A 25,310-nucleotide genomic window follows, 5' to 3' on the forward strand; every position below is an offset into this window, starting at 1 on the left:
AAAAGACATTCAGATTGATGCAATGGAAAAGATTGTTTTTGCAAAAGACATTACGTTATATAAGGCCGATTGTCTTGAAGTGATGCCTTTTCTTCCGGAATCAAGCATTGATTTGGTTTTATGCGATCCCCCTTTTGGAATTACAGCTTCACAGTGGGATAAAATAATACCATTCCCGGAAATGTGGAAAGAGATCAGGAGAGTCAGGAAAGAAAATGCACCTACGGTCTTATTTGGCAGCGAACCGTTCAGCAGCTTTCTACGCTGCGGCAATTTAGATGAATTTAAATATGACTGGGTTTGGGAAAAGTCAAAAGCAAGCAATTTTCTTCTCGCTAAAAAACAACCTCTAAAAGCACATGAGCTAATAAGTGTCTTTGGCAAAGGCAGAACCCCTTATTATCCAATCATGGAGGAAGGCGAGCCTTACGGGAACCGCACGAAGAGAGGAAGCAATTGGACAGGGATAAACAATGTACCCAATCCTACATTCAGGCATGAAAACAAAGGGACAAGATATCCACGAAGTGTGATATACTTCAAAACAGCGGAATCGGAAGGCAAAACGATTCATGTCAACCAAAAGCCGATTGCATTATTGGAGTATCTGATAAAAACATACACAAAGGAAGGAGATACTGTCCTTGATTTTGCTTCGGGGAGCATGAGCACCGCAATTGCCTGTATCTATACGAATAGAAAATGTATTTGCATTGAAAAAGACGAGACATATTTCTCGCAAGGAGAGAAACGAGTCAGGAATGAATACCAATATTTATGACAGTAAAGGAAGCTCAAAAAAAGTATGACTATACGATATAAATAACTGTAAAATAATGAATAACCGGAAATTAATATGAACAGAACTCTCTTACTCATGGCGGTTGCAGCAGTTGCAACGAGCGGTGTCAAGGCGCAGTCGGTTACTTACAACCATGACTCGCCGAAACAGAACCAGATTACGGTTATGGAAACCGGTACGGGCGCTCTGTCGCCCGAACTTTATTACACGCTGCTGCACAACAAGTACAAGAAGTCGGCGGCAAGCAAGAACAAACTGTCGTTCCGCACGCTGGCGGGTGTGAACCTGTACAACCAGACAGACGAGGCGGAAGCCATCGACTCGGCACTGGTCAAGCGGGCCGAAATCGAGGCACTGAATGTAGCCGACCGGCAGATTGACCTCGCGTGGCTGGCCGAGGGCGATAAGATAAACGCTCAAATGGAACGGCTTCAGCGCAACATCGACCGCATCCCCCTTGCCGGGGGCACAACGGACGACAGGGAGCGGTGGACGGAATACTACCACGTCTACCAGTGCGCCATTGACGCTACGAAGGACGCCTACATGCCCAACGCACAACGGAAGAAAGAGTACCTGCGAATCTACGAGGACGTGGTACGGCAGAACGAGATTCTGGTCGGCTACCTTGCCCGAAGACAGAACGCCACGGTTGCGAACGGGCTGCTGAATGCAACCGCCGACCGGAGACTGGACAAGGGCGGTATCGTCCGCGAGGCGATGGGCCGGTGGAACGAATCGCGTTCCGCCGTGCGAGGGGCGCAATCGGGCGGCGAAACTGATACGGGAGACGGAGACGAGACGGTAAACAGAAAGAACTAAAAACACACAACGTATGGCAGACGGAAATATTCTTTCGGATTTCGGTATCGACCTCTTGGAAGAGGAAATCGACGACGTGATTTTTCAGACCAACGAGTTTCTGACCGATGCGACCTTTACCGGCTCGCAAGGTCCCTTCTGGTGGATTCTTCAAATGTGCATGGCACTGGCCGCCCTATTCGCCATCATCATGGCGGCAGGCATGGCGTACAAAATGATGGTCAAGCACGAGCCTTTGGACGTGATGAAGCTCTTCAGACCGCTGGCCGTGTCGCTTATCCTCTGCTGGTGGTATCCTCCGGCAGACACGGGCATGGCAAACAGCGGGAGCAACTGGTGCTTTTTAGATTTCCTCTCCTATATCCCGAACTGCGTCGGTTCGTACACACATGACCTGTACGAGGCCGAAGCCTCGCAAATCTCGGACAAGTTCGAGGAAGTGCAGGAGTTGATTTACGTGCGCGACACGATGTACACTGCCCTGCAGGCACAGGCCGATGTCGCCCATACGGGTACGTCGGACCCAAACCTTATCGAGGCAACGATGGAACAGACAGGTGTGGACGAGGTAACGAACATGGAGAAGGATGCGGCGAAGCTGTGGTTCACCTCGCTGACTTCGGGGGTAATCGTGGGGATTGACAAAATCATCATGCTGATAGCCCTTGTAGTATTCAGAATCGGTTGGTGGGCTACCATCTATTGTCAGCAAATTCTTTTGGGAATGCTCACCATCTTCGGCCCTATACAGTGGGCGTTCTCGCTCCTGCCCAAATGGGAAGGTGCGTGGGCGAAGTGGCTCACGAGGTATCTGACGGTGCATTTCTACGGGGCGATGCTCTACTTCGTGGGCTTCTACGTGCTGCTGCTGTTCGACATCGTGCTGTGCATACAGGTGGAGAACCTGACGGCAATCACGGCGAGCGAGCAGACGATGGCGGCTTACCTGCAAAACAGCTTCTTCTCCGCCGGCTACCTGATGGCGGCAAGCATCGTGGCCCTGAAATGCCTGAACCTCGTTCCCGACCTTGCGGCATGGATGATACCGGAGGGCGATACGGCGTTCTCGACCCGAAACTTCGGTGAGGGCGTGGCGCAGCAGGCCAAAATGACGGCGACGGGCGCAATGGGTACGGTAATGAGATAACAAAGTAACGATAAATATTCAAACAAAATGGTCATCAAGAATTTAGAGAACAAAATCAAACTGGTCGGAATTATCTGCACCGCCTTTCTCGTGGGGTGCGTCATCATCAGCATGTCGAGTATCTGGACGGCCCGCATGATGGTTACGGACGCTCAAAAGAAGGTGTATGTGCTGGACGGCAACGTGCCCATACTGGTACGCCGCACGACGATGGAGGAAACGCTCGACGTGGAAGCCAAGAGCCATGTAGAGATGTTCCACCACTACTTTTTCACGCTTGCCCCTGACGACAAGTACATCCGCTACACGATGGAGAAAGCGATGTACTTAGTGGACGAAACGGGCTTGGCACAGTACAACACGCTCAAGGAAAAAGGTTTCTACTCGAACATCTTGGGAACGAGCGCCGTCTTTTCGATTTTCTGCGACAGTATCGCCTTCAACAAGGAGAAGATGGAGTTTACCTACTACGGACGGCAGCGTATCGAACGGCGCAGCAATATCCTGATGCGCGAACTGGTTACGGCGGGACAGCTCAAGCGTGTACCCCGGACGGAGAACAACCCGCACGGGCTGCTCATCGTGAACTGGCGCACACTGCTGAACAAGGACATCGAGCAAAAGACGAAAAGCAACTATTAACACCATCAGCCCTATGAATATCAAAGGATTCAGACGTATGCTGTTCGGTGAAAAAATGCCGGACAGGAACGACCCGAAATACAAGGAACGCTACGAGCGTGACATAGATGCCGGACGGCGTTTCGCCAAGGCAACACGCATCGACAAGGCTGCGGCCAAGGTGCAGGGCTTCGCCAACATGCACCGGACGCTGTTTCTCGTCATCGTATTTGGCTTCGCCATCTGCGGGCTGACATGGAATATTTACCGCCTGACGGTGGTGTACCGCCATCATCCGACCCGCCGGACGGCCACGGAGATGCAGGATTCCGTGCTCCGGGAACGGCATAAGATGCTTTCCGTACCGCATGTACGAAGATTCGATACGAAGGAAAGTGGTACGGAAAGGCCGGAATAGAACGGCAGGCTTATGAATATGCCGTTTGAGAGAACTATAAGCAAGTATGTGCAACTCAATTAAAGGGAAACAATGAACAATATCTTCAAGAGAATTAATTTCAGGCAGCCAAAGTATATGCTTCCGGCTATCCTCTATATTCCCCTTCTCGGCACGTCGTACTTCTTTTTCGACCTGTTCCATACCGAGAAGGTCGAGGTACAGGATAAGACACTCCAGACGACCGAGTTCCTGAATCCCGAATTGCCGGACGCCCAAATCAAGGGTGGCGACGGTATCGGCAGCAAGTATGAGAACATGGCCAAATCATGGGGCAAGATACAAGATTATTCCGCTGTGGACAACATCGAGCGGGACGAACCGGACAATAACCAAGAGGAATATGAATCGCAGTACACCGAAGAGGACATCGCCCTGCTTGACCGGCAGGAAAAGGAAAATGATCTGGCAGCGGAAGCGGCCGATGCCAAGAGGCGGGAACAGGAGGCTCTCGCAGAACTGGAAAAAGCACTCGCCGAAGCGAGGTTGAGAGGACAACGGGAGGTCATGCCGTCCGAAACGGACAGCACCGCAACGGCGGCTCCGCCGGACACGATGACGCAGGCCAAGGGAACCATCGACGAGGAAAGCCGTTCGGTCAAAGCTCCTGCGGAGACGGACAAGGCAAGCGAGGTGGTGAAGAAGGTAAAGACGGCTTCGGACTACTTCAACACACTGGCGAAAGACGCTCGGGAACCGAAACTCATCAAGGCGATCATCGACGAGAACATCAAGGCCGTGGACGGCTCGCGTGTGCGGCTGCGCCTGCTGGACGACATCGAAATCAACGAGAGCGTGGTCAGGCGTGGTACTTACCTGTATGCCACAGTCAGCGGTTTCTCTTCCGGACGTGTAAAAGGAAGCATCAACAGCATATTGGTGGAGGACGAACTGGTCAAGGTCAGCTTGTCAATCTACGATACGGACGGGCTGGAAGGACTTTACGTACCCATCAGCCAGTTCCGCGAGACAAGCAAGGATGTGGCGAGCAGTGCCATGTCGGGCAGCATGAACATGAATACCAGCGGATACGGTAACAGCCTCGCCCAATGGGGTATGCAGGCGGTGAACAATGCCTACCAGAAAACGAGTAACGCCATCAGCAAGGCTATCAAGAAAAACAAGGTGAAGCTGAAATACGGGACGTTTGTGTATCTGGTGAACGGACGGGAAAACAGGAACTAAAAGGGCAGTGACAATGGAATCAGACATATCAAAACTTCATAAGGGAACGGACGGCTTCTATTACGAGGACTACATCGCTCCCGATAAGCCCGAAACATTCGTTGGGAAGCTCGTAAGTACCGAATGGTGGCACAAAGGGGTACGATTCGCCCTGATATGCAACTTTCAGGCAGAAGACGGGCGGAGGATTGCCTTATTCGCCTTCCAGAAGCATACCGGTTTTTACGGGCCGAGAGACGGTGCGGTCAATTTCAAACATGTGGAGAAGAATACCCTCTGGGAGTGTGAAATCCGGAAAACCCGGACGGAACGCTGTACCTGGATGAGCGCCCGACAAATTGTAGAACTGAAAACAGACGCAATATGATAGAGACGGATCGCATTTACCTTATGGACTGCATGGAGGGCATGAAACAGATAGCGGATAGTAGCGTGGACGCCATAATCGCCGACCTGCCTTACGGGGTGTTAAATCGCAGCAATCCGTCGGTGAACTGGGACCGCCAGATACCGTTCGCAGCCTTGTGGGAGCAATACCGGCGGATTACCAAGCCGGACAGCCCCATTATCCTGTTCGGACAGGGGCTTTTCTCCGCATGGCTCATGCTGTCGCAACCCCGGCTATGGCGGTACAACCTCGTGTGGCAGAAAGATCGGGTGACGGGACATCTCAATGCCAAACGTATGCCGCTCCGGCAGCACGAGGATATTCTGGTATTCTATAAAAAACAGCCGGTCTATCATCCGCAGATGACACCGTGTCCTCCGGAACGGAGAAATCACGGGAGGCGTAAAACGGAGGGATTTACCAACCGTTGTTACGGAACGATGAAACTCTCACCGGTACGCATAGCCGATGACAAATATCCGACCTCGGTCATCTTCATGCCGAAGGAACACAAGAAAGGCGCGTTCTACCACCCGACACAAAAGCCCGTGGCGTTGATGGAGTACCTGATACGGACCTACACCGACGAAGGCGATGTTGTACTGGACAACTGTATCGGGTCAGGCACAACCGCCGTGGCCGCTATCCGCACGGGACGACACTACATCGGATTTGAAATCGAACAGGTGTACTGCGAGATTGCCGAACGGCGGATTCAGGAGGAACTGGAATGCAGGAACAAAGCACAAGAGGAAAAAGAGATAAGGGAAGAAAAACAAAATCAATAAATCAATGACATGGACAAAAAAGGAATCGTAACGGCATTTCTTCTGGCGGCAGGACTGCTGGGAACGCCGAATGTACAGGCACAACGAACCTACGAGGAGATGGAACAACTTACGGTAAATGAACAGGTAACGACGGTCATCACGGCCTCGGAACCGGTACGCTTCGTGGACATCTCCACCGATAAGGTTGTCGGTGACCAGCCGATAGATAACATCGTCCGCCTGAAACCGAAAGAGGGCGGACACGAGGACGGCGAGGTGCTGGCCATAGTGACCATCGTAACGGAACGCTACCGCACGCAGTATGCACTGCTCTACACCACACGGGTGCGGGAGGCGGTAACTGACAAGGAAATCCAGTTGCAGGAACGAAACGCCTACCACAACCCGGCGGTCTCGATGTCCACCGTGGAGATGACACGCTTCGCCCGGCGTATCTGGAACTCGCCCGCGAAGATCCGCAACGTCGCCACCAAGGCACACCGCATGACCATGCGGTTGAACAACATCTACACCGTGGGAGAGTATTTCTTCATCGACTTCTCAATAGAGAACCGGACGAACATACGTTTCGACATTGACGAGATACGGGTGAAGCTGGCGGACAAGAAACTGACCAAAGCGACTAATGCGCAAGTCATCGAACTGGTCCCGGAACTGGTGCTGGAGACGGGCAAGACGTTCCGGCACGGCTACCGGAATGTGGTCGTGGTCAGGAAAATGACGTTCCCGAACGACAAGGTACTGACCATCGAGATGACGGAGAAACAAATCAGCGGGCGTGCTATCAGCCTGAATATCGACTATGAGGACGTGCTGTCGGCCGATTCGTTCAGCACGGCATTGCTGGAGGAGGAATGACAATGAGAAAGACGATTATCCTGACGATTGCCTGCATGTGCCTCGCCGTCGGCGCGAATGCACAACGGGGCAGCGGCCGCCTTTCGCTCGGAGCGGGGCTGCTGTACAAGAACGGGCTGGACGTGACGCTGGCCTACGAACACGAGATGAACTACCGCCATGCGTGGGAGTTCTTTGCCAACGGCTACCTGCAATGGGCAGAGTGCGAATCCTGCAAGCATGTATGCCCGAAATCTTTCTGGCAGAATTACCGTACCTACGGCTTCGGCGTGGCTTACAAACCCTGCGTCACGAGGGGACGCAACCATTACGGAAGCCTCCGTATCGGGGCTTCGGGCGGAAGCGATACGAGGAAGTTCCTTGTCGGGCTGCATTTCGGCTACGAGCACAACTATGTGTTGCGGGCGGGCTGGACGCTATACTGGCAAGTCAAGGGAGACGTGATGATAAAGGGGGCCGATGTGCTGCGTACAGGAGTTGCCCTCGGTATTAAACTACCTATAAAATAAGGGAAAGATGAAACAGAACACTATCAGAAAAACGTGCCAGGTAGTGCCGGTTCTCCTCATAACCGGGGCATTGGCTGCCTGCGACGCACATATAGAAGAACCCGACAAGACGGTACGTCCCGGACATGTCCTCTGCGTGGACGGCAAGGCCGTGCCGTACAGCGAGTATGAAAATTCCGGGAAACAGGCGATTGCCGTCGTCTTCCATACCTATTCGGACGGGGAAACGGAAGGAAACGGCTATGCCGTCTATCTGTGGGACATGACGCCGAAGGCTTTTGCCGACAGCCTCGGTGTCGAGCAGGGTACGTCGGCGGACATTGCTGCATACGACGGGAATGAGAACACGTTCGCCCTGTACGATACGGAAGAAACGGCCTCGCCGATGGCTGAAGCCGTTTTTGCCTTGTGGAAATACGGACAGAGCGCCTATATCCCCTCGGTGGCACAGATGCGTCTGCTGTATTCGGCACAGACCGTCATCAATCCGATTATCGAGAAATGCGGCGGCGACCCGCTGCCGACCGAGGCCGACGAGTGCTGGTATTGGACATCGACGGAGGTGGAAGGACAGCAGACAGTCAAAGCATGGCTCTACTCGACAGCCAGCGGAACCATGCAGGAAACGCCCAAGACACAGGCGCATAAAGTGCGTCCCATTATAACCATCAACAACTGAATTTATGATTATGAACGGAATTAAAGATTTTCAAGCACCACAGTATGTGGATATAGTACATCCGGACAAAGGATTCTTCGGGTATCTGTTAAGATGCAAATGTCCTAAACAAGAGGACGTTTCCGGTAATTTCATATTCCTCGACGATGGAATAGACTGCTACAAGAGGTTTCCCTCCGTAAAGAATCGCAGGGAAGAAATCCGGGCAGAATGGAACGGCCGTATCAGCCGTTACCATGATATTTTCCAAGGTCAGCTCTGCTATGTCAATGAAGAATTGATTGAAGATTTCATTGATTTCATGACTTATGGCTCTGACAATGCCGTCCGGATTTTCCTTGAGAAGTTTACAGCGGAAGTACGGGCTTCTGCAATATATGACGGGCTTAAACCTCTATATGCAGTTTCCCATGTCTGCCAGCTTTCCGCTGATAACCGTATGCAATGGCCTCACATCCACGTCCTCTGGGGTATTAAAAAGAATTGACATAGCAATGGAAGAGAGCAAGGAATTACAGGGATTTTACCGGATATTCCGTGCGGTGGTGTATGTCTCCGTACTGATGGAGTTTTTCGAGTATGCCATCGACCCGGCCATGCTGGACCACTGGGGCGGCATACTCTGCGACATTCACGGACGTATCAAACGGTGGGCCATCTATAACGACGGCAACCTCGTGTACAGCAAGGTCGCCACGGTGCTGCTGATCTGCATTACCTGTATCGGCACCAGAGCCAAGAAACATTTGGAATTCAACGCCCGGCGGCAGGTCTTGTACCCGCTCGTGAGCGGCTTTGCCCTGTTAGTGCTGTCCGTATGGCTGTTCGGTCATCCGATGGAGACGCGGTTCTACACGCTGCCGCTGAACATTATTCTCTATATGGCGGTATCGCTCACGGGGGTTATCCTCGTGCATGTCGCACTGGATAACATCTCCAAGTTCCTCAAAGAGGGACTGATGAAGGATCGTTTCAATTTCGAGAATGAAAGTTTCGAGCAATGCGAGGAACTGATAGAGACTCCGTACAGCGTGAATATCCCCATGCGATATTACTACAAGGGCAAGTTCCGTAAAGGCTGGACCAATATAACCAACTGTTTTCGTGGAACATGGGTAGTCGGAACACCGGGGTCGGGCAAGACATTCAGTATCATCGAGCCGTTTATCCGACAGCACTCGGCCAAGGGGTTCGCGATGGTGGTCTATGACTACAAGTTCCCGACGCTGGCCACGAAACTGTACTACCACTACAAGAAAAACCAGAAGCTCGGAAAGTTGCCCCAAGGCTGCCAATTCAATATGATTAACTTCGTGGACGTGGAGTACAGCCGCCGGGTAAATCCAATTCAGGCAAAATACATCAACAACCTCGCTGCGGCGAGCGAAACGGCGGAAACGCTGCTGGAATCCCTGCAAAAAGGCAAGAAAGAGGGAGGCGGCGGCAGCGACCAGTTTTTCCAGACTTCGGCTGTGAACTTCCTCGCCGCCTGCATCTACTTTTTCGTGAACTATGAACGCGAGCCTTACGATGCCAAAGGAAACAAATTGTACGCTGAAAAACGGCAGGACCCGGAGACGAAATTCTGGAAACCGACGGGTGTGGTACGCGCCAAAGAGGGCGGGGAAATCGTTGAACCTGCCTACTGGTTAGGCAAGTATTCGGATATGCCGCATATCCTGTCGTTCCTGAACGAGAGTTACCAGACCATCTTCGAGGTACTGGAGACCGACAACGAGGTTGCCCCGCTGCTCGGTCCGTTCCAGACCGCTTTGAAAAATCGCGCGATGGAACAGTTGGAAGGTATGATCGGTACATTGCGCGTCTATACCTCTCGTCTGGCGACCAAAGAGAGTTACTGGATATTCCACCGTGACGGTGATGACTTCGACCTGAAAGTGAGCGACCCGAAGAATCCGAGCTACCTGCTGATAGCGAACGATCCGGAAATGGAAAGCATTATCGGAGCGTTGAACGCCCTTATCCTGAACCGCCTCGTTACCCGTGTGAATACGGGACAGGGCAAAAATGTCCCCGTGAGCATTATCGTGGACGAGCTGCCGACGCTGTACTTCCACAAGATAGACCGCCTGATCGGCACGGCACGAAGCAACAAGGTGAGCGTGACGCTCGGCTTCCAAGAACTGCCGCAGCTCGAAGCGGATTACGGGAAAGTGGGTATGCAGAAAATCATCACGACGGTGGGTAACGTGGTGAGCGGTTCGGCCCGTGCCAAGGAAACGCTGGAATGGTTGTCGAGCGACATCTTCGGCAAGGTGGTGCAAATCAAGAAGGGTGTCACGATAGACCGGGACAAGACTTCCATCAATCTGAACGAAAATATGGACAGCCTCGTACCCGCCTCGAAAATCTCGGATATGCCGACGGGCTGGATCTGCGGCCAGACGGCACGGGACTTCATCCAAACAAAAACCGGCATAGGCGGCTCGATGAACGTGCAGGAAGCGGAGGAGTTCAAGACCTCGAAGTTCTTCTGCAAGACGGATTTCGACATGAAGGAAATCAAGAAGGAGGAAGCGGCGTATGTACCGCTGCCGAAGTTCTACACGTTCAAGTCGAGAGAGGAACGGGAACGCATTCTTTACCGGAATTTTGTGAATGTGGGAATGGAGGTGAAAGAAATGATAAAGGACGTGCAGAACAAACGAGGGGCGAAATAAGAAACCTGTTTCCGATATGAGGGAAAGTAAAAAAAATGCCTGCAATGATTCCGCGATTATTGCAGGCGTTTTGGCGTTTCCGGTATCTTGGAAAATCCTGTGGAGTTGGTTTTGGTATTCAATACTACACAAAAAGTATATTATACCGAAACAAAATCAACTTTCAAGACCTTTGGAACGGAAAATAATGCTACCTTTGCAGTTGAAAAAGAAAACAAATCATATACTGTGGATATAGAACAAAAAAGCAAAATAAACCAACTGCTGCTTTCCGCCACTCCCAAAGGATTGTTATTCTCCGAATGGCTGAAAAGGAACGGTTATTCCGACCAGTTGATAAAAAGATACCGGGAATCCGGCTGGCTTGAGATGCTGTCAAAGGGAGTCATGTACCGAACGGGAGACAGCCTGTCGGCATACGCCGCATTGTCCTGCTACAACAGGCAATTGGGCAAGACGTTCCGTGTCGCAGCTCATTCTGCATTGGAACTGTTCGGCTTCAACCACTATGTGCCTATGGGGAAACCGTTGCTGATGGTGGCACACGGCAAACAGCGTGTTCCGGAATGGATACGCCACGATGTTTTCGACAGGGTGATAAAACCGTTTTCCACCGATACCTTTTCAGAACCGCAGACCGCAACGATTGTGAAATACGAAGTGGATCTGCTGGTTTCTACACCTGAACAGGCATTCTTGGAATGTCTGTTGCTTGCACCGCAACAATATTCCTATATGGACTTGTTCTATATGATGGAACAACTGACAACGCTGCGTCCCGAAATGCTACAGCAACTGCTCGAAACGACCAAGAACCTTAAAGTAAAGCGTATGTTCCTTTATATGGCAGAAAAAGCGGGACACTATTGGTTCGAGGCACTTGATACATCCAAAATAGGACTGGGAACCTCCAAATTGCAACTGTCAAAAAACGGGATTTATATCTCCAAATACAAAATAACCGTACCTAAAGAACTGAACGAATATGAATGACATCTATAAAAAACAGGTGGCATTGTTGATACGCATTATGCCGTCCGTGTACCGCATCAAAGATTTTGCTGTGCATGGAGGTACGGCTATCAACCTGTTTCATAAAAACATGCCTCGCTATTCAGTCGATATAGACCTCACCTATATTCCCGTAAAGGAAAGGGCCGAGAGTCTGGACGCAATCAACAACCATCTGCGAACTTTGAAAAGCTACATAGAAAAATCCATACCGGGCATAAAAGTGATCCACAAGCATGATGTCTGGAAATTACAATGTACTTTGGACGGTGCGACCGTCAAAATCGAAGTGAACGGGACAAAGCGGGGTATCATCGGAGAGACAGAGGACAGGAAACTGTGCGAACGGGCTGAAACGGAGTTCAATATGACCTGTAAAGCACGTACAGTTTCTTATTCGCAGCTTTACGGGGGCAAAATTGCAGCGGCATTAAGCCGCCAACACCCACGGGACCTGTTCGATTGCAAGTATATGGAAATGGCGTCGTTTCATGATGTCAAGAACGGCTTCATGCTTTGCCTGTTGGGGAGCGACAAGCCTGTCATCGAATCTTTGCAGCCGAACGCCATCGACCAGACGGAAGCACTGGAAAAGCAGTTTGAGGGAATGTCCGATACTCCATTCACTTATTCGGATTATGAAGAGGCAAGGCATAACCTCATTCAGCAGGTAAACGACAGCCTGACCGAAACAGACCGGGAATTTCTTCTGTCATTTGAAAACGGCGAACCCGATTGGGAAAAATGCTGTGCCGGAGATTTAAGCCGCTATCCGTCCGTAAAATGGAAATTACAGAACATTGCCAAGCTGAAAAAGAGCAATCCTCAAAAGCACAAGGCGGGATTGGAAAAGCTACAGACCTTCTTATTTCCGAAGAAGGGATAAGTTTTTATGGGCATCATGCCGGACAGATTGGTGTTAACGGAAAAACAATATTTGGAATCATGTACAATATGCGAGAAATAAAAGAGGAAGACTTTGAAGCGGTGGCAAAATTTGAAATTGAAATTTCTGAAATCTCATTCGGAGAAAAGGCTATTACTGACCTCGAGTTCCACTGCAAGAAATTAGCCAAAGCAAAAGACCGACGCGGAATGATCGTGATAGAAGACACGGAATCCGGTAAAATTGTGGGCTGGGTATGGATGGAGAAAAAGCAGAACAGCCTGACCGGAGAGGTTTATGCCAACTTCAAGTCCATTTATGCGGATGAGTGCATTCGAGGAATGCAAATTGTAGACGACCTGTTTGAAAAAAGCATAGAATATGCGAGAGAGTGCAAGGCGGCTTATATTGTCGGCAAGGTTCATGCCGGGAACGTACCGATGCGCTCTTTGTATAAAAAGCATTGCTTCGAGCCAACCCATGTAACGATGGAAAGGAAATTGTTATGATAACGTCCGGCATACAAAGTTTTGCTCTCTCGCATGGCGAACAATACAAACACGGAAGAACAAGCCTGCGTGACTTGTCAGGTAAACTGCCTTTCGTGGCAAACGGGTGTACCATGCTGTTATGCGTTGAAGGCCGGGCTGTCGTAACCACCAATACACGAAAACGGACATTCCGCAAAGGTGATTTGCTTGTGTTGTTTTCGGACACCTTATTTGCACCGCTGTGTGTTTCTCCTTCATTCACGGCAGAATATATATCCTTGTCATTGGAACTGACAGGGGAGATTTTCTACAAAATGACTTCCCCCGCATTTTGGGACGGACTGTATGAATATCCGGTCTGCCGACTTTCGGAAGCACAATACTCATTGGCAGACGGAGTGTTCAAGCAGATGATATGGGCGATGGAGAACGGTGATGAAGAAAGCCGGAAAAACATCCTGCAAAATTGCATTTACAATGTTTTTCTGGCTTTAGATATTGTGTTCAAGCCGATGTTTCCCGACTTGGGCAAGTGTTATCAAAAGGATCAGTCAAGGGTGCTGTTCGGCAAGTTCATGTCACTGCTGGCTAAGAATTTCCATGTAAAAAGAGATGTACGATATTATGCGGACAGGCTTTGCATCACGACCGATTACCTTTATAAGATAACCTGCAAAATAGAACAGCGGACTCCGAAGGAAATCATTGACCTGTTTGTCGTAACGGAACTCAAACGCTATTTGGACAACACAGAACAGTCCGTCAAAGACCTGGCCCGTCTGTTCCATTTCGAAGACGCGTCGTACCTTTGCCGCTTTTTCCGCCGCACGGCAGGCTGTTCCGTTTCCGAATACCGCAACAGGCTTAGCCGCTCATAGGCTCCCCGTATCAAATCGCTGTATTCCACTTTCGCACATCCGAGCCGCTCCTGCAAATAGTCGAAAGCAGTCCACGGACGGACATTGGTGCCGCATGTGAACAAATCGACAGCGGCATAACCACACTCCGGCCACGTGTGTATGGTCAAGTGGGATTCTTGGATGACCACCACACCGCTCACACCCACTGGGGCGTATTTGTGAAAGTTTTCCTGTACTATGGTCGCTCCGGCACTTACTGCCGCTTCGTGCATGAATGTGCGAATCTGTTCCACATCGTCCAGTTTTTCCGGGTCGCAGTTGTAGAAGTCTGCAAGGATGTGATGCCCTAAGGGAAGGTATTGCTTTTTATCCGTATTCCCGTTTTTGTGCAGTCTGTCGAAAACCGTAGCTCCGCATACATTGCAGCCTTGTTTTTTCAACTCCCTGATGGTCTGATATTCCGCCTCTTTCCCCACGGCATAGACTTTGCCGCATTGCCGGCAGCGGTAACGGTTTTGCCGGAGATTGCGGTCTGCGGTGTAGATGTCATCGCGCCCTCGTTTTTCGAGAGGAAACAAGGCGCGTGTACGTTCTGTCGTTTCCAGGACAAAGAGCTGTCCTTTGTTGCCCAAAAGAGATGCGCCCATGTATTCATTGAACCGGGTGAACATCTCTTTGATGGCCAGTCCGTGCAGTTGGAAACATTTTTGCAGAAAGTAAACCTCCGTTGCCGACTTGTTCCCGAACGAGAAAAAGATTCTCAATCCGGACTCTTCTTTCAGTACGCTAATGGCACGTGACAGGAACAAGGAAGCTCCCTCTTGCGTATAAGGCGGATCGGTGAACAGGCAGTCGAAACGCCCGCACAAATGCGGAGGCAGAGGCATCCTCAAATCCACCCGTTCACAACTTATCGGCAGGGCGAACCGTCCGGCCAGCCGCTCCAGACACTCGATATAACGACCGTCCATCTCAAGTACATGGATGTGTGTCGGGCAGATGCTTGGACCGGGATAAAGTTCTTTCAGCAGAAACCCGATGGCAAGGCTGACAAAATCATCATCGCCCATGCATACGATTTGTCTGCCTGTCAATGTGCCGTTTGCCAAGCAGAGCAAAGCCCTGCGGAATGCTGTCTGTACGGTACATTGGGCTTGGTCCAGTGCTACATCCGCTACGGGGCGTTCGTCGAATGCCGCACGGTATTTTTTACTCAGCGCGTCAGCGTATGCGTCCCTTGCCTGTTCGCTTTCCGCCAGTCGGCGATACAGGCAGAGGTCAATCCCCTTGAATCCAAGAGCTTGTTCCACATACTCCTTTCCGTTATGAGTAAGCCCTACGCCTCCGCTGCATTGTTCCAATATGCCCAGCCTGATACCTTCGTTCTTTATGGCGGTCACGATAGGTACCGGCAAGAGTAATTTTTGAGAGAGGGCTTTGTTGGAAAGTGGCGCAAAACAATACAGCTCCTGAAAATAAAGTTCAATAATCCGTCGGCTATCCTTAATTGATACTGTCTTAAATATTTTGTCGATATAATCCATTTATTACATATCGTTGATTTACAGGCTGCAAAAATAGAACAACATCATTAAGTAATAGAGAGCAAAATCCTGCTGATATGGGTACTTTTCAATACAAAGGCAGATAGGTTGGATATATGGCCAGACGGCTCAGGACTTCATCCAAACAAAAACCGGTATAGGCGGCTCAATGAACGTACAGGAAGCGGAGGAGTTTAAGACCTCGAAGTTCTTCTGCAAAACGGATTTCGACATGAAGGAAATCAAGAAGGGGGAAGCGGCGTATGTACCGTTACTGAAGTTCCACACGTTCAAGTCGAGGGAGGAACAGGAACGCATTCTTTATCGGAATTTCGTGAATGTGGGAATGGAGGTAAAAGAAATGATAAAGGACGTGCTGAACAAACGGGAAACTAAATAGAAAGCCAGATTCCGATATGAGGGAACTAAAAAACGCCTGCAATGATTCCGTGATTATTGCGGACGTTTCGGCGTTTCCTATCTATTGTGAAAATCTTATAGTTCAAAATCAGCTTCTTGCGGCCCTACATAAAAGAAGGGAAATCAGGTGTTTTTTATATAACGGGTACATTTACCAGTCCCCCTTTTTTTGTATAATACCTGCATCTTCCGTTTTGGAGATAAACTCCCGAACCTGTTTTTCGGACAGTATATCTGCGAATATTTCCTTGAGGACAGCCCGGTTGATACAACCATTTTTACGGAAACAACAATAAAATCCTTTCAGTCTTTTACCGCAGTTTCGACGGGAGTTTATGAAAATAAAGTCGTATCTTTGCACTCTCTATCAAACAGATAAATCCATGTGAACAAAGGGTTGAACGGACATATCGCCATGCTTTCGACACAAATTATTTGTGGTTTGAATGTACCTGTCGGTAAATCGCTCCTGGCAGAGTGGATGACACCGATTGGGCTTGCCTCCTCTCGTGTTTTATTCGCCACGCTGATATTTTGGACGATCGGGCTTGTTTTCAGGAGAGAAAAGGTCAATGCCAAAGACTTGATGGTGATTGCTTTGGGCGGTATTTCCGGTGTTGCTTGTACTTATCTTTCCTTTGCGTGGGGACTTAATTATACGACACCAGTTCACTTCGCACTTATTGTCGCCTTAAATCCAATCGTAGTTATGCTCTTTTCCGTATTGTTTTTAAAAGAAGCTATCAACCGGCGGAAGTTGACAGGTGTTCTGTTGGGAATTGCAGGAGCATGGGTCTTGATTTCACAAATGGATATTGCCGCATCCGTTGAAAATCATATACTTGGCATTGTTTTCGCCATCGTCAATACAGTTATGCTCGGATTTTATCTGATTATCATCCGAAGAGTGGCGATAAAATACTCTCCTGTCACACTTCAAAAATGGATGTTCCTATTTGCAGCATTGTCCATGCTGCCGTTCAGTATAAATGAATTGTACGTGCAACCGCTTTATCAGTCCGCGTTCTGTTGGCAACCATTACTCCAGCTTGTATTCGTATTGTTGCTGGCAACTGTTCTCAACAATCTGCTATATCCCGTCGCTCTCAAGGGGATACAGCCCACCACTGCCAGCATTTACATCAACCTACAGCCTATTATAGCTTCTGTCGTTGCCATTTTAATCGGGCAGGACATTTTTAGCTGGGATGAACCGGTTTCGGCCATACTTGTCATATCCGGTGTTTTACTGGTCAGTCATTCACAAAATAAAAAATAAAGCTAATTTGCGGTTCTGTATTCATTGGGCGTACACCCGGCCATTTTCTTGAACCAACGGCTGAAGTGTTGCGGATATGGAAATCCAAGTTCATAGGATATTTCACTTATGGACTTCGCCGTATTGAATACCCGCTCTTTAGCGACATCGAGCATTTTCTGCTGGATGTGTTTCAGGGCAGGCATTCCCGTTTCTTTTTTCATCAGGTCACTGAAATAATTCGGGGAAAGACAAAGTTTGTATGCACAATATTGCACAGTCGGCATCCCTCCATGCCTTGCAGGGGCATCAGAGGCGAAATACTCATCCAGAAGGTCCTCGAAACGCGCTAACAGGTCGTGATTGGCATTGTCGCGGGTGATGAACTGACGGTCGTAGAAGCGGATGCAATAATCAAGCAGCAGCTTGATGTTATCCACGATGAGCGAACGGCTGTGCTTGTCGATAGGATACTGCAGCTCAATGCGAATTTTTTCCATACATTCTATAACCGTCCGTCTTTCTTGTTTGGAAAGGTGCAGGGCTTCGTTGGCATTGTAAGAAAAATATGAATAATCTTTCATTATATGCGCCAATGGTGTACCTCGCAGAAATTCGGGATGAAATGCAACAACCCATCCTTCGGGCTGGTGCAGCTGCCCGTCATCTTCAGATCCCATTACCTGACCGGGGGCGAGGAAAAGCATCGTCCCCTGCTGATAATCGTATATACTTTTTCCATATTTAAGATTTCCACAGTTCGCATCTTTCAATAGAATAGCATAGATGTTATACAGTTTTTTCCCGAACCGGAGAGGCTTCCCTTTACTGCCTTCAATAACGCTGACCAACGGGTGCAGGGTCTCCACGCCAAAATAGTCGTTGTACTGCTGGACTGTATCAACCTTCATTATTTCACTCATAATTTCCTCTTTTTTAAGTCATTGCAAATATAGCTATTTTTCTGTGATAGCTTTTCATTCTGCTTTTAATTAAAAGCAAAGATACGGATTCCCGATGGTACGGCATATACCGAAATCATCGTTTTGGATACCAATTTTACTGGTATACCGGCATCGTTCTTACCGGCCCGTTGAAATTGGTAATTCTATCCGTGAAATTGATACACAGGCTCTTAATTCCCCTATCTAATTTTGCAATCAGAAAGATAATCAAACAGATAACGACATGAAAAAAGAACAGATTCAAGAGAACGGCATCAGTCGTCGCGGGTTCCTGAAACGAACCGCATTGGCAGGCGCGGCCATCTGCATCGCGCCGGCATTGGAGAAAGTAACGGCCGCGGAAAAAGCCATTACAGGTAAATCGTCAGTATCGGCAGCAACCATTCCAGCAGGAATGGCAGCAGTCCGCGCACAGCGTACCTTGAGCAGCGGCAAGGCAGCCTTTACCATTTCGGCGATGGGCTTCGGCTGCATGGGGCTGAACCATCACCGCAGCCAGTCTCCCGATGAAAAGACCTGCATCCGGTTGATTCACGAAGCGATAGAACGGGGTGTAACCTTATTCGATACGGCTGAAAGCTATGGCTACCACAAGAATGAAAAACTGGTAGGCGAAGCCCTGAAAGGCTATACCGACCGCGTGTTCGTCTCTTCCAAATTCGGGCACAAGTTCGTGAACGGCGTGCAGGTGAAGACCGAAGAGGACAGCACCCCGACAAACATCCGGCGCGTATGCGAGAACTCCCTGCGCAATCTCGGCGTGGAGACGCTCGGCATATTCTACCAGCATCGCGTCGACCCTGCGACGCCCATCGAGGTCGTAGCCGAAACATGCGGCGAGCTTATCCGGGAGGGAAAGATACTGCACTGGGGCATGTGCGAGGTCAATGCTGAAACCATCCGCCGGGCGCACAAGGTATGTCCGGTTACGGCCATACAGAGCGAGTATCACTTCATGCACCGCGCGGTGGAAGAAAACGGCGTGCTGGCGCTTTGCGAGGAACTGGGTATCGGTTTCGTGCCGTACAGCCCGCTGAACCGTGGTTTCCTCGGCGGCATGATAAACGAGTACACCCGGTTCGACACCGCCAACGACAACCGCCAGACGCTTCCGCGTTTCCAGCCCGAAGCCATCCGTGCCAACACGCGTATCGTGGAGGTACTGAACGCTTTCGGACGGACGAGAGGCATTACCACGGCGCAGGTGGCATTGGCATGGCTGCTGAACAGGAGGCCTTTTATCGTTCCTATTCCCGGCACGACCAAGCTCTCGCACCTCGAAGAGAACCTGCGGGCCTGCGACATAGTGTTCACGTCGGAAGAAGTGACCGAGCTGGAAAAGGCCGTGGCCGCAATTCCGGTCGTGGGAAGCCGCTATGACGCTTTGCAGGAATCGAAAATCCAGAAATAGGAAGGGCGTATGAGAAAGGTTGTCTTTTATATGATGGCCGCCGCCTTGCTGTCGGGTTGCAACGCACGCAACGGGAATATCATGCAAATCGAGGAACAGGGCAGTTTCGCCGTGGGCGGCACGGTGCTCACCGATTCACTGGGGCGCACCTATCACGGCGACCACGCCTACGTGTTCTATCAGAAACCCGTCGATGCCCGGAAATACCCGCTTGTCTTCGCCCACGGCGTGGGGCAGTTTTCCAAGACATGGGAAACTACGCCGGACGGCCGCGAGGGGTTCCAGAATATTTTCCTGCGCCGCGGTTTCCAGACTTATCTCGTCGACCAGCCCCGCCGGGGAAACGCGGGGCGGAGCACGACACCCGCAACCGTTACCCCCGTCTTCGACGAGGAGACGTGGTTCAACCGTTTCCGCGTGGGCATCTGGCCCGATTATTTCGAGGGCGTGCAGTTCAGCCGCGACAAGGAGGCTCTGAACCAGTATTTCCGTCAGATGACGCCAACTCTCGGCCCTCCCGATCTGGATGTCTACGCCAAGGCGTATGCCGCACTGTTCGACAGGATAGGTCCGGCTGTCTTCGTCACCCATTCGCAGGGCGGAGGTGTCGGATGGCTTACACTGCCGCAGACAAGGAACATCCGTGCCATCGTCGCCTACGAGCCGGGAACAAACGTGCCTTTTCCCGAAGGGCAGATGCCGGAGGAAGGGAAAGTACTAACCCTGTCGAAGAAGACCGAAGGCGTGGAAGTGCCGATGGAAGAATTTCTGCAGTTCACGAAAATCCCTATCATCATCTACTATGGCGACAATCTGCCGGAAACCGACGAACGGCCGGAACTGTACGAATGGACACGACGCCTGCATCTGATGCGCAAATGGGCTGCCTTGCTCAACGAACACGGCGGCGATGTCACGGTCATTCATCTGCCGGAGATAGGTTTGAAGGGCAACACCCATTTTCCCTTCTCCGATTTGAACAACGTGGAGGTGGCCGATCACCTGTCGAGATGGTTACATGAGAAAGGACTGGATTGAGAAGGCGGAGTCATGGACGAAGGAACTTTCTGAAAATGGCGGGAATAGCCGGCGGAACGATGACTGAAAACGACTATTGAGTTAATCGAACAACCTTTAACAATTTTCATATGATACCATTATTTATCGGAGGCATCGGTATGCAGGAAGTGCTGCTGATTGCATTAGTCGTCCTGCTGTTCTTCGGAGGACGCAAAATTCCCGAACTGATGAAAGGCATCGGCAAAGGTGTCCGTTCATTCAAGGAAGGTATGAACGGCATGGAGAAAGAAATCAGTCCCGAAAATACCGACAAGAAAGAGGAGTGACATGGCAAAGGAAGACAAAACGGACGGCTTGAGCTTTTGGGAGCACTTGGACGTGCTGCGGACGGCGATTGTTAAAATCGTCGCCGTGGCCGTCGTGTTCGGTATCGCCGCCTTTTGTTTTAAGGAAAAACTTTTTGCCGTTATCCTTGCCCCGAAAAACGACGGCTTCATCACGTACCGTCTTTTCAACCGGATTGCAGCATGGGCCGGCGGCGAGACCGGGAGTTTTGCCGTGCAGCTCATCAACACGGGACTGGCCGGGCAGTTCGTCATCCACATGAAGACGGCATTATGCGCGGGTGTCCTGTGCGCGTCGCCCTATATCCTTTACCAGTTGTTCCGGTTCGTGTCGCCTGCCCTGTATGCCTGCGAGCGGAAATATGCCGTGCGGATAGTCGGAGGCGGCTATGCAATGTTCCTGATGGGTGTGGCGGTCAGCTACTTTCTTATTTTCCCGCTGACATTCCGTTTCCTTGGAACCTATCAGGTCAGCGGTGAAGTGGAGAACATGATCGTCTTGCAATCCTACATTTCGACCCTCGTGCTGATGTGCCTGACAATGGGTATCGTGTTCGAGATTCCGATTTTATCATGGCTGTTTGCCAAATTGGGGTTTCTCACCGCCGATTTCATGCGACGTTACCGGAAGCACGCTATAGTGATTATCCTTATCGTTGCGGCTGTCATCACGCCGACTTCGGACGTGTTCACGTTGTCATTGGTCACATTGCCGATGTGTGTTTTATATGAAGCGAGCATTCTGGTCGTAAATAGAGCTGCAAGTAAAAAGGCAGTAGACAGATAAAGAAACGACATCTTGAAGTGAAAAACAATCTGCCGGCCAAAAGATAAAACAAACCTTTTTACAATAAGAGGTAAGGTACTGTAACACGTAGGTAATCCGTTTTATAAACGGCAGGTTTTTATTCGTTTCTGCATTATACATAGAAAAGCCGTACCCTGCTCGTTTTCCGAAAGGCACGGCTTTCATCCCCTAAAAAGAGGAATCAGACAGTGACAACAGTTACATATAAATTCTGTCGCTCCTGTTCGCAGAATTTATCGTACTCGGCTTTGTCCGTGCCGCTCTCGATAGCCCGGTCGATAACGTCTCCCAACTCGTCGAAACAAACCTCTTCGTTCACACATTCCACCTCCATTCCTTTCACAAGATAGACCTCGTAATAATCCGATCCGTTGAGTGCGACGATGACGTACCCTGCGTGCAGCCGTCCGTTCACCTTAATGCGGAGTGCCGGCAAATCCCTGTATAGGGTGGCGGCAAACTCTTTGATACCCCACGACATGAGGACGGTCATGGGGGTTAACGCTACTAACTGTTCCTTAATGGTCTGTGCGACCTGCATTACATATTCTTTTTCCATAATTCTAAGTTTATAAATTATTATTCCATGATTTACTCGAACCAATCGGGGTTATCCTTTTTGAGTTCGGCTATCAACTCGTTTTCGGGAAGCTGAAGCGTTCTCTCGTCGGTAAAGAAGAAAATCTCGTCATAAATCCTTTCGGCTTCTTTACTGGCAAAACCTTCGTTCTCGTCATTGAAACTGCCGGGCTGCAAGGCATCGAGCAGGATTGTCGAACCGATAAGCAATTCTTCGCCATCGACAGATTCCACGATGCGGGAGTAATAAGACCTGCCGTTGAATTGAATCTTAGTTGTTTTCATATCGTCGTTTTTATATTAATGGTACATTTTTTCCGTGTTCATTGAGGTATTCCATGATATGCTTCGCTTCCTCGTGCGATGCCCGGTTCCGGTCATCGTAACGGCGTGTTTCGTCCGCCATGACCTTGATACACGCCTTAATCAGGCGGTACAGGCTTTGCTGAAGCGTCGGGTGCATGTCCGGGATTGCCGCCGCGAACCGTTCGGGGTTGAAACTGAAACTGTTTACCGCCATTTCCCAGTCTTTGGCGAGGCGGTATTCTTTGCTTTCTTTAATGTCCATATTCTTGAATTTTAATAGTTCTCGTTGCATATTCTGTCAAGTTCCTCAATTATGGGTGTCACCTTTTTGCCTGTAAGACTTTCTATGTCATACAGCAAGTGCTCCAAGCGTTCATACGCCTTTTCTCCCGCTTTTGTAAATTCTCCGGTACTGTCGAATGCGCTACCTTCGCAGCCCAGTTCTTGCAATAATTCTTCTAATGTCTTCATTTGTTAAATTTTAATAATTGTTTTTCTTTCCCTCTGTTCGGCTTCCTTGTTGCCGGAGCCGCTTCGGGTTTTATGGTGCTTTCCGGGGCTGGCGAAAAAGCCCTTTCCGACGTTTTTTCTTGCCAATTACGCTTCGCAGAAGGAAGAATTTGCAAGAAATGCACTTCAAAACGACGGAATCAGGCGCGACAGCCCATATTTGCACCGATAAAAACCGGTGCGGTGACGGACGGGAAAGCCAGACGGGAGAGAATACGGAGACCTGAAAGCGGTAGAAAAGGACGGCTGGAAGCTAAAAAAGAGAATTTATATATCTATATATGGATAATTGTTGTTATATTTGCATATAAATAGTGATATATTGACATTATGGAAACAACGAACTATACCACAAACAGCGATATGCTGACGCTTTTGGCGAAGCGGGTCAAGGAGTACCGTCTGGCCGCCCGCATGAGCCAGAAGGAGCTGGCCGAACAGTCGGGTGTAAGCCAGACGACTATCAGCCATTTCGAGCAGGGGGTCAGCCGTAACCTGACCTTGGCCAATTTCATCTCCCTGCTGCGTGCGCTCGGTCAGGCAGAGCGGCTCGCGGAGATTCTGCCGGAACTTCCCATGCCGCCGATGGCGCTTCGGGAAATCGAGAAACTGATACCTAAACGAGTTAGGAGGGGCAAGAAATGATAGAAAGTCTCGATGTAATCCTATGGGATAAAAAGGTCGGCACGCTTGTCGCCAATCGGGAAGGACACCGCAGCAAAGCCTGTTTCTACTTCGACAGCGATTATGTCCGCGACGGCTACGACATCGCCCCGCTCCGTGCGCCGGTAAAAGGGGTTGCCGCACAGCGCGGCCTGCCGGTCTATCCCGATGAAGAGCGGCTTTTCGGCGGCCTGCCCTCGTTCATAGCCGATTCGCTGCCCGACCATTGGGGAAACACCGTGTTCAACGAATGGGCCAAAGTGCATCATATCCGTATGAGGGACTTGTCCGCCCTCGACCGTCTCGCCTATATCGGACGGCGCGGCATGGGGGCATTGGAGTTCGTCCCGCCCACTGCCGAGGAACTGGAGACACCGTTCAAGGTGGAGATCGCTGACCTCTACCAACTGGCCCGGCAGGCTTTCGAGGAAGCCGGACGGTTCAACGTCCCGGTATCGGGCAACCTGATGGTCGAAAGCCTGTTCAAGGTAGGAACGTCCGCAGGAGGACGACGGCCCAAAGCGGTGGTCAACGTCAATTTCGGGGAAGGACAATGTTACTCCGGACAGGTGGCGACCCCTTATCCGGGCTACACGCCGATGATCGTCAAGTTCGACGAACACCAGAAGATGCCGACGACACGGATAGAATACAGTTATTACCTGATGGCCGTAGACGCCGGGCTTCAGATGATGCCGAGCCGCCTGTTGGAAGGTGAGCAGACAGCGCACTTCCTGACCGAGCGTTTCGACCGCCGGAACGGCAAGAAGGTGCATATCCAGACATTGGCTGCCATGAACCCCCCGGCAGATTCTTACGAAGCACTATTCGAGGCGGCCTGCCGTATCGGCGTGCCGCCGGGGGAACTCCGGCAACTGTTTCGCTTGATGGTGCTGAACGTGCTGGGCGGGAACGTCGATGACCATAACAAGAATTTCAGCTTCCTGATGGGCGATGACGGGCGTTGGCACGTTGCTCCGGCCTACGACTACACGTTCTCGGTCGATCCGGACGCACCGTATTACGTCAACCGCCACAGCATGACTATCAACAACCGGACAGAGGGTATTACTGCGGCAGACCTGCTGGAAGTAGCCCGCCGGTACGGTATAAAGGCCGCAGAGCCGTTCATAGAAAAGACCATAGGCATCGTTTCGCGTTACCCGGAATACGGCCGGGAGGCCGGTGTCGGAGAGGAATGGATAGGAACGATAGAAAAGGAAATCGCTGCACGAGTGGAGTGCGTGCGAGCCGATTAAAATAGAGCATGGGATTTCATGCAGGGGAAATGAAC

At 50.4% G+C, this 25,310-nt stretch carries 30 protein-coding genes and 2 pseudogenes; 26 read left to right on the top strand and 6 right to left on the bottom strand.

Annotated features, from left to right (window positions below):
* Positions 1-22: 22 nt before the first annotated feature.
* The 17 genes from H8S52_RS01540 to H8S52_RS19790 all read left to right on the top strand — a co-directional run bounded on the left by H8S52_RS01540 (position 23) and on the right by H8S52_RS19790 (position 14,206).
* On the top strand, positions 23-781 hold the full coding sequence (locus tag H8S52_RS01540; RefSeq protein ID WP_007569258.1) for a site-specific DNA-methyltransferase: 759 nt from the start codon (positions 23-25) through the stop codon (positions 779-781).
* A 75-nt stretch (positions 782-856) separates the two neighbouring features.
* Complete coding sequence (locus H8S52_RS01545) at positions 857-1,624, top strand: DUF5045 domain-containing protein (RefSeq protein WP_007569261.1); 768 nt, start codon at positions 857-859, stop codon at positions 1,622-1,624.
* A gap of 13 nt (positions 1,625-1,637) precedes the next feature.
* Complete coding sequence (locus H8S52_RS01550; protein ID WP_008655099.1) at positions 1,638-2,771, top strand: membrane protein; 1,134 nt, start codon at positions 1,638-1,640, stop codon at positions 2,769-2,771.
* 27 nt (positions 2,772-2,798) lie between these two features.
* A complete protein-coding gene (traK, locus tag H8S52_RS01555; protein WP_007569263.1) occupies positions 2,799-3,413 on the top strand; it encodes a conjugative transposon protein TraK in 615 nt (204 codons plus the stop codon).
* A gap of 13 nt (positions 3,414-3,426) precedes the next feature.
* Positions 3,427-3,810 (top strand): hypothetical protein, encoded by a 384-nt coding sequence (locus H8S52_RS01560; protein ID WP_007569264.1) that lies wholly within the window; start codon positions 3,427-3,429, stop codon positions 3,808-3,810.
* Positions 3,811-3,882: 72 nt separating this feature from the next.
* The gene (gene traM / locus H8S52_RS01565) at positions 3,883-5,034 is read left to right on the top strand and encodes a conjugative transposon protein TraM (protein WP_007569265.1); all 1,152 of its coding nucleotides are present in this window, start codon (positions 3,883-3,885) and stop codon (positions 5,032-5,034) included.
* A gap of 13 nt (positions 5,035-5,047) precedes the next feature.
* Positions 5,048-5,401 (top strand): hypothetical protein, encoded by a 354-nt coding sequence (locus tag H8S52_RS01570; RefSeq protein ID WP_007569266.1) that lies wholly within the window; start codon positions 5,048-5,050, stop codon positions 5,399-5,401.
* Complete coding sequence (locus H8S52_RS01575) at positions 5,398-6,210, top strand: site-specific DNA-methyltransferase (protein WP_007569267.1); 813 nt, start codon at positions 5,398-5,400, stop codon at positions 6,208-6,210. Before H8S52_RS01570 ends, H8S52_RS01575 begins: the two co-directional genes overlap by 4 nt.
* Positions 6,211-6,219: 9 nt before the next feature.
* A complete protein-coding gene (gene traN, locus H8S52_RS01580; RefSeq protein ID WP_007569269.1) occupies positions 6,220-7,071 on the top strand; it encodes a conjugative transposon protein TraN in 852 nt (283 codons plus the stop codon).
* Positions 7,068-7,580, top strand: a complete 513-nt coding sequence (locus H8S52_RS01585; RefSeq protein ID WP_007569273.1) for a hypothetical protein — start codon at positions 7,068-7,070, stop codon at positions 7,578-7,580. The genes traN and H8S52_RS01585 overlap by 4 nt, the downstream gene beginning before the upstream one ends.
* Before the next feature lie 7 nt (positions 7,581-7,587).
* Positions 7,588-8,259 (top strand): hypothetical protein, encoded by a 672-nt coding sequence (locus H8S52_RS01590; protein WP_007569275.1) that lies wholly within the window; start codon positions 7,588-7,590, stop codon positions 8,257-8,259.
* Between the two features lie 4 nt (positions 8,260-8,263).
* Entirely contained in the window at positions 8,264-8,746 is a 483-nt protein-coding gene (locus H8S52_RS01595) for a hypothetical protein (protein WP_007569279.1), read from the top strand.
* Between the two features lie 7 nt (positions 8,747-8,753).
* On the top strand, positions 8,754-10,940 hold the full coding sequence (locus H8S52_RS01600) for a type IV secretory system conjugative DNA transfer family protein (protein ID WP_007569281.1): 2,187 nt from the start codon (positions 8,754-8,756) through the stop codon (positions 10,938-10,940).
* A 228-nt stretch (positions 10,941-11,168) separates the two neighbouring features.
* Complete coding sequence (locus H8S52_RS01605) at positions 11,169-11,933, top strand: type IV toxin-antitoxin system AbiEi family antitoxin (protein ID WP_032571833.1); 765 nt, start codon at positions 11,169-11,171, stop codon at positions 11,931-11,933.
* Positions 11,926-12,837 carry a nucleotidyl transferase AbiEii/AbiGii toxin family protein gene (locus H8S52_RS01610; protein WP_007569286.1) on the top strand — a complete coding sequence of 304 codons (912 nt, stop codon included), beginning with the start codon at positions 11,926-11,928 and terminating at the stop codon, positions 12,835-12,837. Before H8S52_RS01605 ends, H8S52_RS01610 begins: the two co-directional genes overlap by 8 nt.
* On the top strand, positions 12,735-13,346 hold the full coding sequence (locus H8S52_RS01615; RefSeq protein WP_225719309.1) for a GNAT family N-acetyltransferase: 612 nt from the start codon (positions 12,735-12,737) through the stop codon (positions 13,344-13,346). Before H8S52_RS01610 ends, H8S52_RS01615 begins: the two co-directional genes overlap by 103 nt.
* Complete coding sequence (locus tag H8S52_RS19790) at positions 13,343-14,206, top strand: AraC family transcriptional regulator (RefSeq protein WP_007569291.1); 864 nt, start codon at positions 13,343-13,345, stop codon at positions 14,204-14,206. The genes H8S52_RS01615 and H8S52_RS19790 overlap by 4 nt, the downstream gene beginning before the upstream one ends.
* A 14-nt stretch (positions 14,207-14,220) precedes the next feature.
* Here the strand turns inward: H8S52_RS19790 and speD are convergent.
* Positions 14,221-15,732: pseudogene (gene speD, locus H8S52_RS19885) on the bottom strand (adenosylmethionine decarboxylase); the annotation flags it as partial.
* Between the two features lie 106 nt (positions 15,733-15,838).
* Here speD and H8S52_RS01625 point away from each other — a divergent pair.
* Both H8S52_RS01625 and H8S52_RS01630 read left to right on the top strand, forming a co-directional pair.
* Positions 15,839-16,132, top strand: a pseudogene (locus tag H8S52_RS01625) (type IV secretory system conjugative DNA transfer family protein); the annotation flags it as partial.
* A gap of 405 nt (positions 16,133-16,537) precedes the next feature.
* Positions 16,538-17,431: a DMT family transporter gene (locus H8S52_RS01630; protein WP_007569300.1), complete on the top strand. Its 894-nt coding sequence runs from the start codon at positions 16,538-16,540 to the stop codon at positions 17,429-17,431.
* A gap of 2 nt (positions 17,432-17,433) precedes the next feature.
* On the opposite strand, the gene H8S52_RS01635 is transcribed toward H8S52_RS01630, so the two are convergent.
* Positions 17,434-18,333, bottom strand: a complete 900-nt coding sequence (locus tag H8S52_RS01635; protein WP_007569301.1) for an AraC family transcriptional regulator — start codon at positions 18,331-18,333, stop codon at positions 17,434-17,436.
* 265 nt (positions 18,334-18,598) lie between these two features.
* Between H8S52_RS01635 and H8S52_RS01640 the strand changes: the two genes are divergently transcribed.
* Genes H8S52_RS01640 through tatC form a run of 5 tightly spaced genes read left to right on the top strand, consistent with a single transcriptional unit; the run spans position 18,599 to position 21,937 of the window.
* A complete protein-coding gene (locus H8S52_RS01640; protein WP_007569302.1) occupies positions 18,599-19,786 on the top strand; it encodes an aldo/keto reductase in 1,188 nt (395 codons plus the stop codon).
* A 9-nt stretch (positions 19,787-19,795) separates the two neighbouring features.
* Complete coding sequence (locus H8S52_RS01645; protein ID WP_007569304.1) at positions 19,796-20,824, top strand: alpha/beta fold hydrolase; 1,029 nt, start codon at positions 19,796-19,798, stop codon at positions 20,822-20,824.
* On the top strand, positions 20,821-20,904 hold the full coding sequence (locus H8S52_RS20140) for a twin-arginine translocation signal domain-containing protein (RefSeq protein ID WP_080783879.1): 84 nt from the start codon (positions 20,821-20,823) through the stop codon (positions 20,902-20,904). Before H8S52_RS01645 ends, H8S52_RS20140 begins: the two co-directional genes overlap by 4 nt.
* A gap of 30 nt (positions 20,905-20,934) precedes the next feature.
* Positions 20,935-21,132: a twin-arginine translocase TatA/TatE family subunit gene (gene tatA, locus H8S52_RS01655; RefSeq protein WP_007569305.1), complete on the top strand. Its 198-nt coding sequence runs from the start codon at positions 20,935-20,937 to the stop codon at positions 21,130-21,132.
* A 1-nt stretch (position 21,133) separates the two neighbouring features.
* Positions 21,134-21,937 carry a twin-arginine translocase subunit TatC gene (gene tatC / locus H8S52_RS01660; protein WP_186909233.1) on the top strand — a complete coding sequence of 268 codons (804 nt, stop codon included), beginning with the start codon at positions 21,134-21,136 and terminating at the stop codon, positions 21,935-21,937.
* Between the two features lie 202 nt (positions 21,938-22,139).
* Here tatC and H8S52_RS01665 read toward each other — a convergent pair whose 3' ends face one another.
* Genes H8S52_RS01665 through H8S52_RS01680 form a run of 4 tightly spaced genes read right to left on the bottom strand, consistent with a single transcriptional unit; the run spans position 22,140 to position 23,314 of the window.
* Entirely contained in the window at positions 22,140-22,517 is a 378-nt protein-coding gene (locus H8S52_RS01665) for a hypothetical protein (protein ID WP_007569310.1), read from the bottom strand.
* 32 nt (positions 22,518-22,549) lie between these two features.
* A complete protein-coding gene (locus tag H8S52_RS01670; protein ID WP_007569311.1) occupies positions 22,550-22,822 on the bottom strand; it encodes a hypothetical protein in 273 nt (90 codons plus the stop codon).
* Positions 22,823-22,832: 10 nt separating this feature from the next.
* Positions 22,833-23,105: a hypothetical protein gene (locus H8S52_RS01675; protein ID WP_171059051.1), complete on the bottom strand. Its 273-nt coding sequence runs from the start codon at positions 23,103-23,105 to the stop codon at positions 22,833-22,835.
* A gap of 11 nt (positions 23,106-23,116) precedes the next feature.
* On the bottom strand, positions 23,117-23,314 hold the full coding sequence (locus H8S52_RS01680) for a hypothetical protein (protein ID WP_007569317.1): 198 nt from the start codon (positions 23,312-23,314) through the stop codon (positions 23,117-23,119).
* Between the two features lie 369 nt (positions 23,315-23,683).
* On the opposite strand from H8S52_RS01680, the gene H8S52_RS01685 reads away from it, so the two are divergent.
* Positions 23,684-23,998: a helix-turn-helix domain-containing protein gene (locus H8S52_RS01685; protein ID WP_007569322.1), complete on the top strand. Its 315-nt coding sequence runs from the start codon at positions 23,684-23,686 to the stop codon at positions 23,996-23,998.
* Positions 23,995-25,275 carry a type II toxin-antitoxin system HipA family toxin gene (locus H8S52_RS01690; protein ID WP_007569324.1) on the top strand — a complete coding sequence of 427 codons (1,281 nt, stop codon included), beginning with the start codon at positions 23,995-23,997 and terminating at the stop codon, positions 25,273-25,275. Before H8S52_RS01685 ends, H8S52_RS01690 begins: the two co-directional genes overlap by 4 nt.
* Positions 25,276-25,310 lie beyond the last annotated feature (35 nt).

It is taken from the genome of Bacteroides sp. NSJ-48 (genome assembly GCF_014287405.1).
Lineage (GTDB): Bacteria > Bacteroidota > Bacteroidia > Bacteroidales > Bacteroidaceae > Bacteroides > Bacteroides stercoris.

Excerpts from the sequence above, each read along its gene's own strand:
- traM (WP_007569265.1), top strand. The coding sequence starts at position 3,883 with ATGAACAATATCTTCAAGAGAATTAATTTCAGGCAGCCAAAGTATATG.
- H8S52_RS01540 (WP_007569258.1), top strand. The coding sequence starts at position 23 with ATGGAAAAGATTGTTTTTGCAAAAGACATTACGTTATATAAGGCCGAT.
- H8S52_RS01590 (WP_007569275.1), top strand. The coding sequence starts at position 7,588 with ATGAAACAGAACACTATCAGAAAAACGTGCCAGGTAGTGCCGGTTCTC.
- H8S52_RS01680 (WP_007569317.1), bottom strand. The coding sequence starts at position 23,314 with ATGAAGACATTAGAAGAATTATTGCAAGAACTGGGCTGCGAAGGTAGC.
- tatC (WP_186909233.1), top strand. The coding sequence starts at position 21,134 with ATGGCAAAGGAAGACAAAACGGACGGCTTGAGCTTTTGGGAGCACTTG.
- H8S52_RS01635 (WP_007569301.1), bottom strand. The coding sequence starts at position 18,333 with ATGAGTGAAATAATGAAGGTTGATACAGTCCAGCAGTACAACGACTAT.
- H8S52_RS19790 (WP_007569291.1), top strand. The coding sequence starts at position 13,343 with ATGATAACGTCCGGCATACAAAGTTTTGCTCTCTCGCATGGCGAACAA.
- H8S52_RS01550 (WP_008655099.1), top strand. The coding sequence starts at position 1,638 with ATGGCAGACGGAAATATTCTTTCGGATTTCGGTATCGACCTCTTGGAA.
- H8S52_RS01575 (WP_007569267.1), top strand. The coding sequence starts at position 5,398 with ATGATAGAGACGGATCGCATTTACCTTATGGACTGCATGGAGGGCATG.
- traN (WP_007569269.1), top strand. The coding sequence starts at position 6,220 with ATGGACAAAAAAGGAATCGTAACGGCATTTCTTCTGGCGGCAGGACTG.
- H8S52_RS01585 (WP_007569273.1), top strand. The coding sequence starts at position 7,068 with ATGACAATGAGAAAGACGATTATCCTGACGATTGCCTGCATGTGCCTC.
- H8S52_RS01600 (WP_007569281.1), top strand. The coding sequence starts at position 8,754 with ATGGAAGAGAGCAAGGAATTACAGGGATTTTACCGGATATTCCGTGCG.
- tatA (WP_007569305.1), top strand. The coding sequence starts at position 20,935 with ATGATACCATTATTTATCGGAGGCATCGGTATGCAGGAAGTGCTGCTG.
- H8S52_RS01570 (WP_007569266.1), top strand. The coding sequence starts at position 5,048 with ATGGAATCAGACATATCAAAACTTCATAAGGGAACGGACGGCTTCTAT.
- traK (WP_007569263.1), top strand. The coding sequence starts at position 2,799 with ATGGTCATCAAGAATTTAGAGAACAAAATCAAACTGGTCGGAATTATC.
- H8S52_RS01645 (WP_007569304.1), top strand. The coding sequence starts at position 19,796 with ATGAGAAAGGTTGTCTTTTATATGATGGCCGCCGCCTTGCTGTCGGGT.
- H8S52_RS01640 (WP_007569302.1), top strand. The coding sequence starts at position 18,599 with ATGAAAAAAGAACAGATTCAAGAGAACGGCATCAGTCGTCGCGGGTTC.
- H8S52_RS01675 (WP_171059051.1), bottom strand. The coding sequence starts at position 23,105 with ATGGACATTAAAGAAAGCAAAGAATACCGCCTCGCCAAAGACTGGGAA.
- H8S52_RS01690 (WP_007569324.1), top strand. The coding sequence starts at position 23,995 with ATGATAGAAAGTCTCGATGTAATCCTATGGGATAAAAAGGTCGGCACG.
- H8S52_RS01665 (WP_007569310.1), bottom strand. The coding sequence starts at position 22,517 with ATGGAAAAAGAATATGTAATGCAGGTCGCACAGACCATTAAGGAACAG.
- H8S52_RS01670 (WP_007569311.1), bottom strand. The coding sequence starts at position 22,822 with ATGAAAACAACTAAGATTCAATTCAACGGCAGGTCTTATTACTCCCGC.
- H8S52_RS01545 (WP_007569261.1), top strand. The coding sequence starts at position 857 with ATGAACAGAACTCTCTTACTCATGGCGGTTGCAGCAGTTGCAACGAGC.
- H8S52_RS01560 (WP_007569264.1), top strand. The coding sequence starts at position 3,427 with ATGAATATCAAAGGATTCAGACGTATGCTGTTCGGTGAAAAAATGCCG.
- H8S52_RS01610 (WP_007569286.1), top strand. The coding sequence starts at position 11,926 with ATGAATGACATCTATAAAAAACAGGTGGCATTGTTGATACGCATTATG.
- H8S52_RS01595 (WP_007569279.1), top strand. The coding sequence starts at position 8,264 with ATGATTATGAACGGAATTAAAGATTTTCAAGCACCACAGTATGTGGAT.
- H8S52_RS01685 (WP_007569322.1), top strand. The coding sequence starts at position 23,684 with ATGGAAACAACGAACTATACCACAAACAGCGATATGCTGACGCTTTTG.
- H8S52_RS01615 (WP_225719309.1), top strand. The coding sequence starts at position 12,735 with ATGGAAATTACAGAACATTGCCAAGCTGAAAAAGAGCAATCCTCAAAA.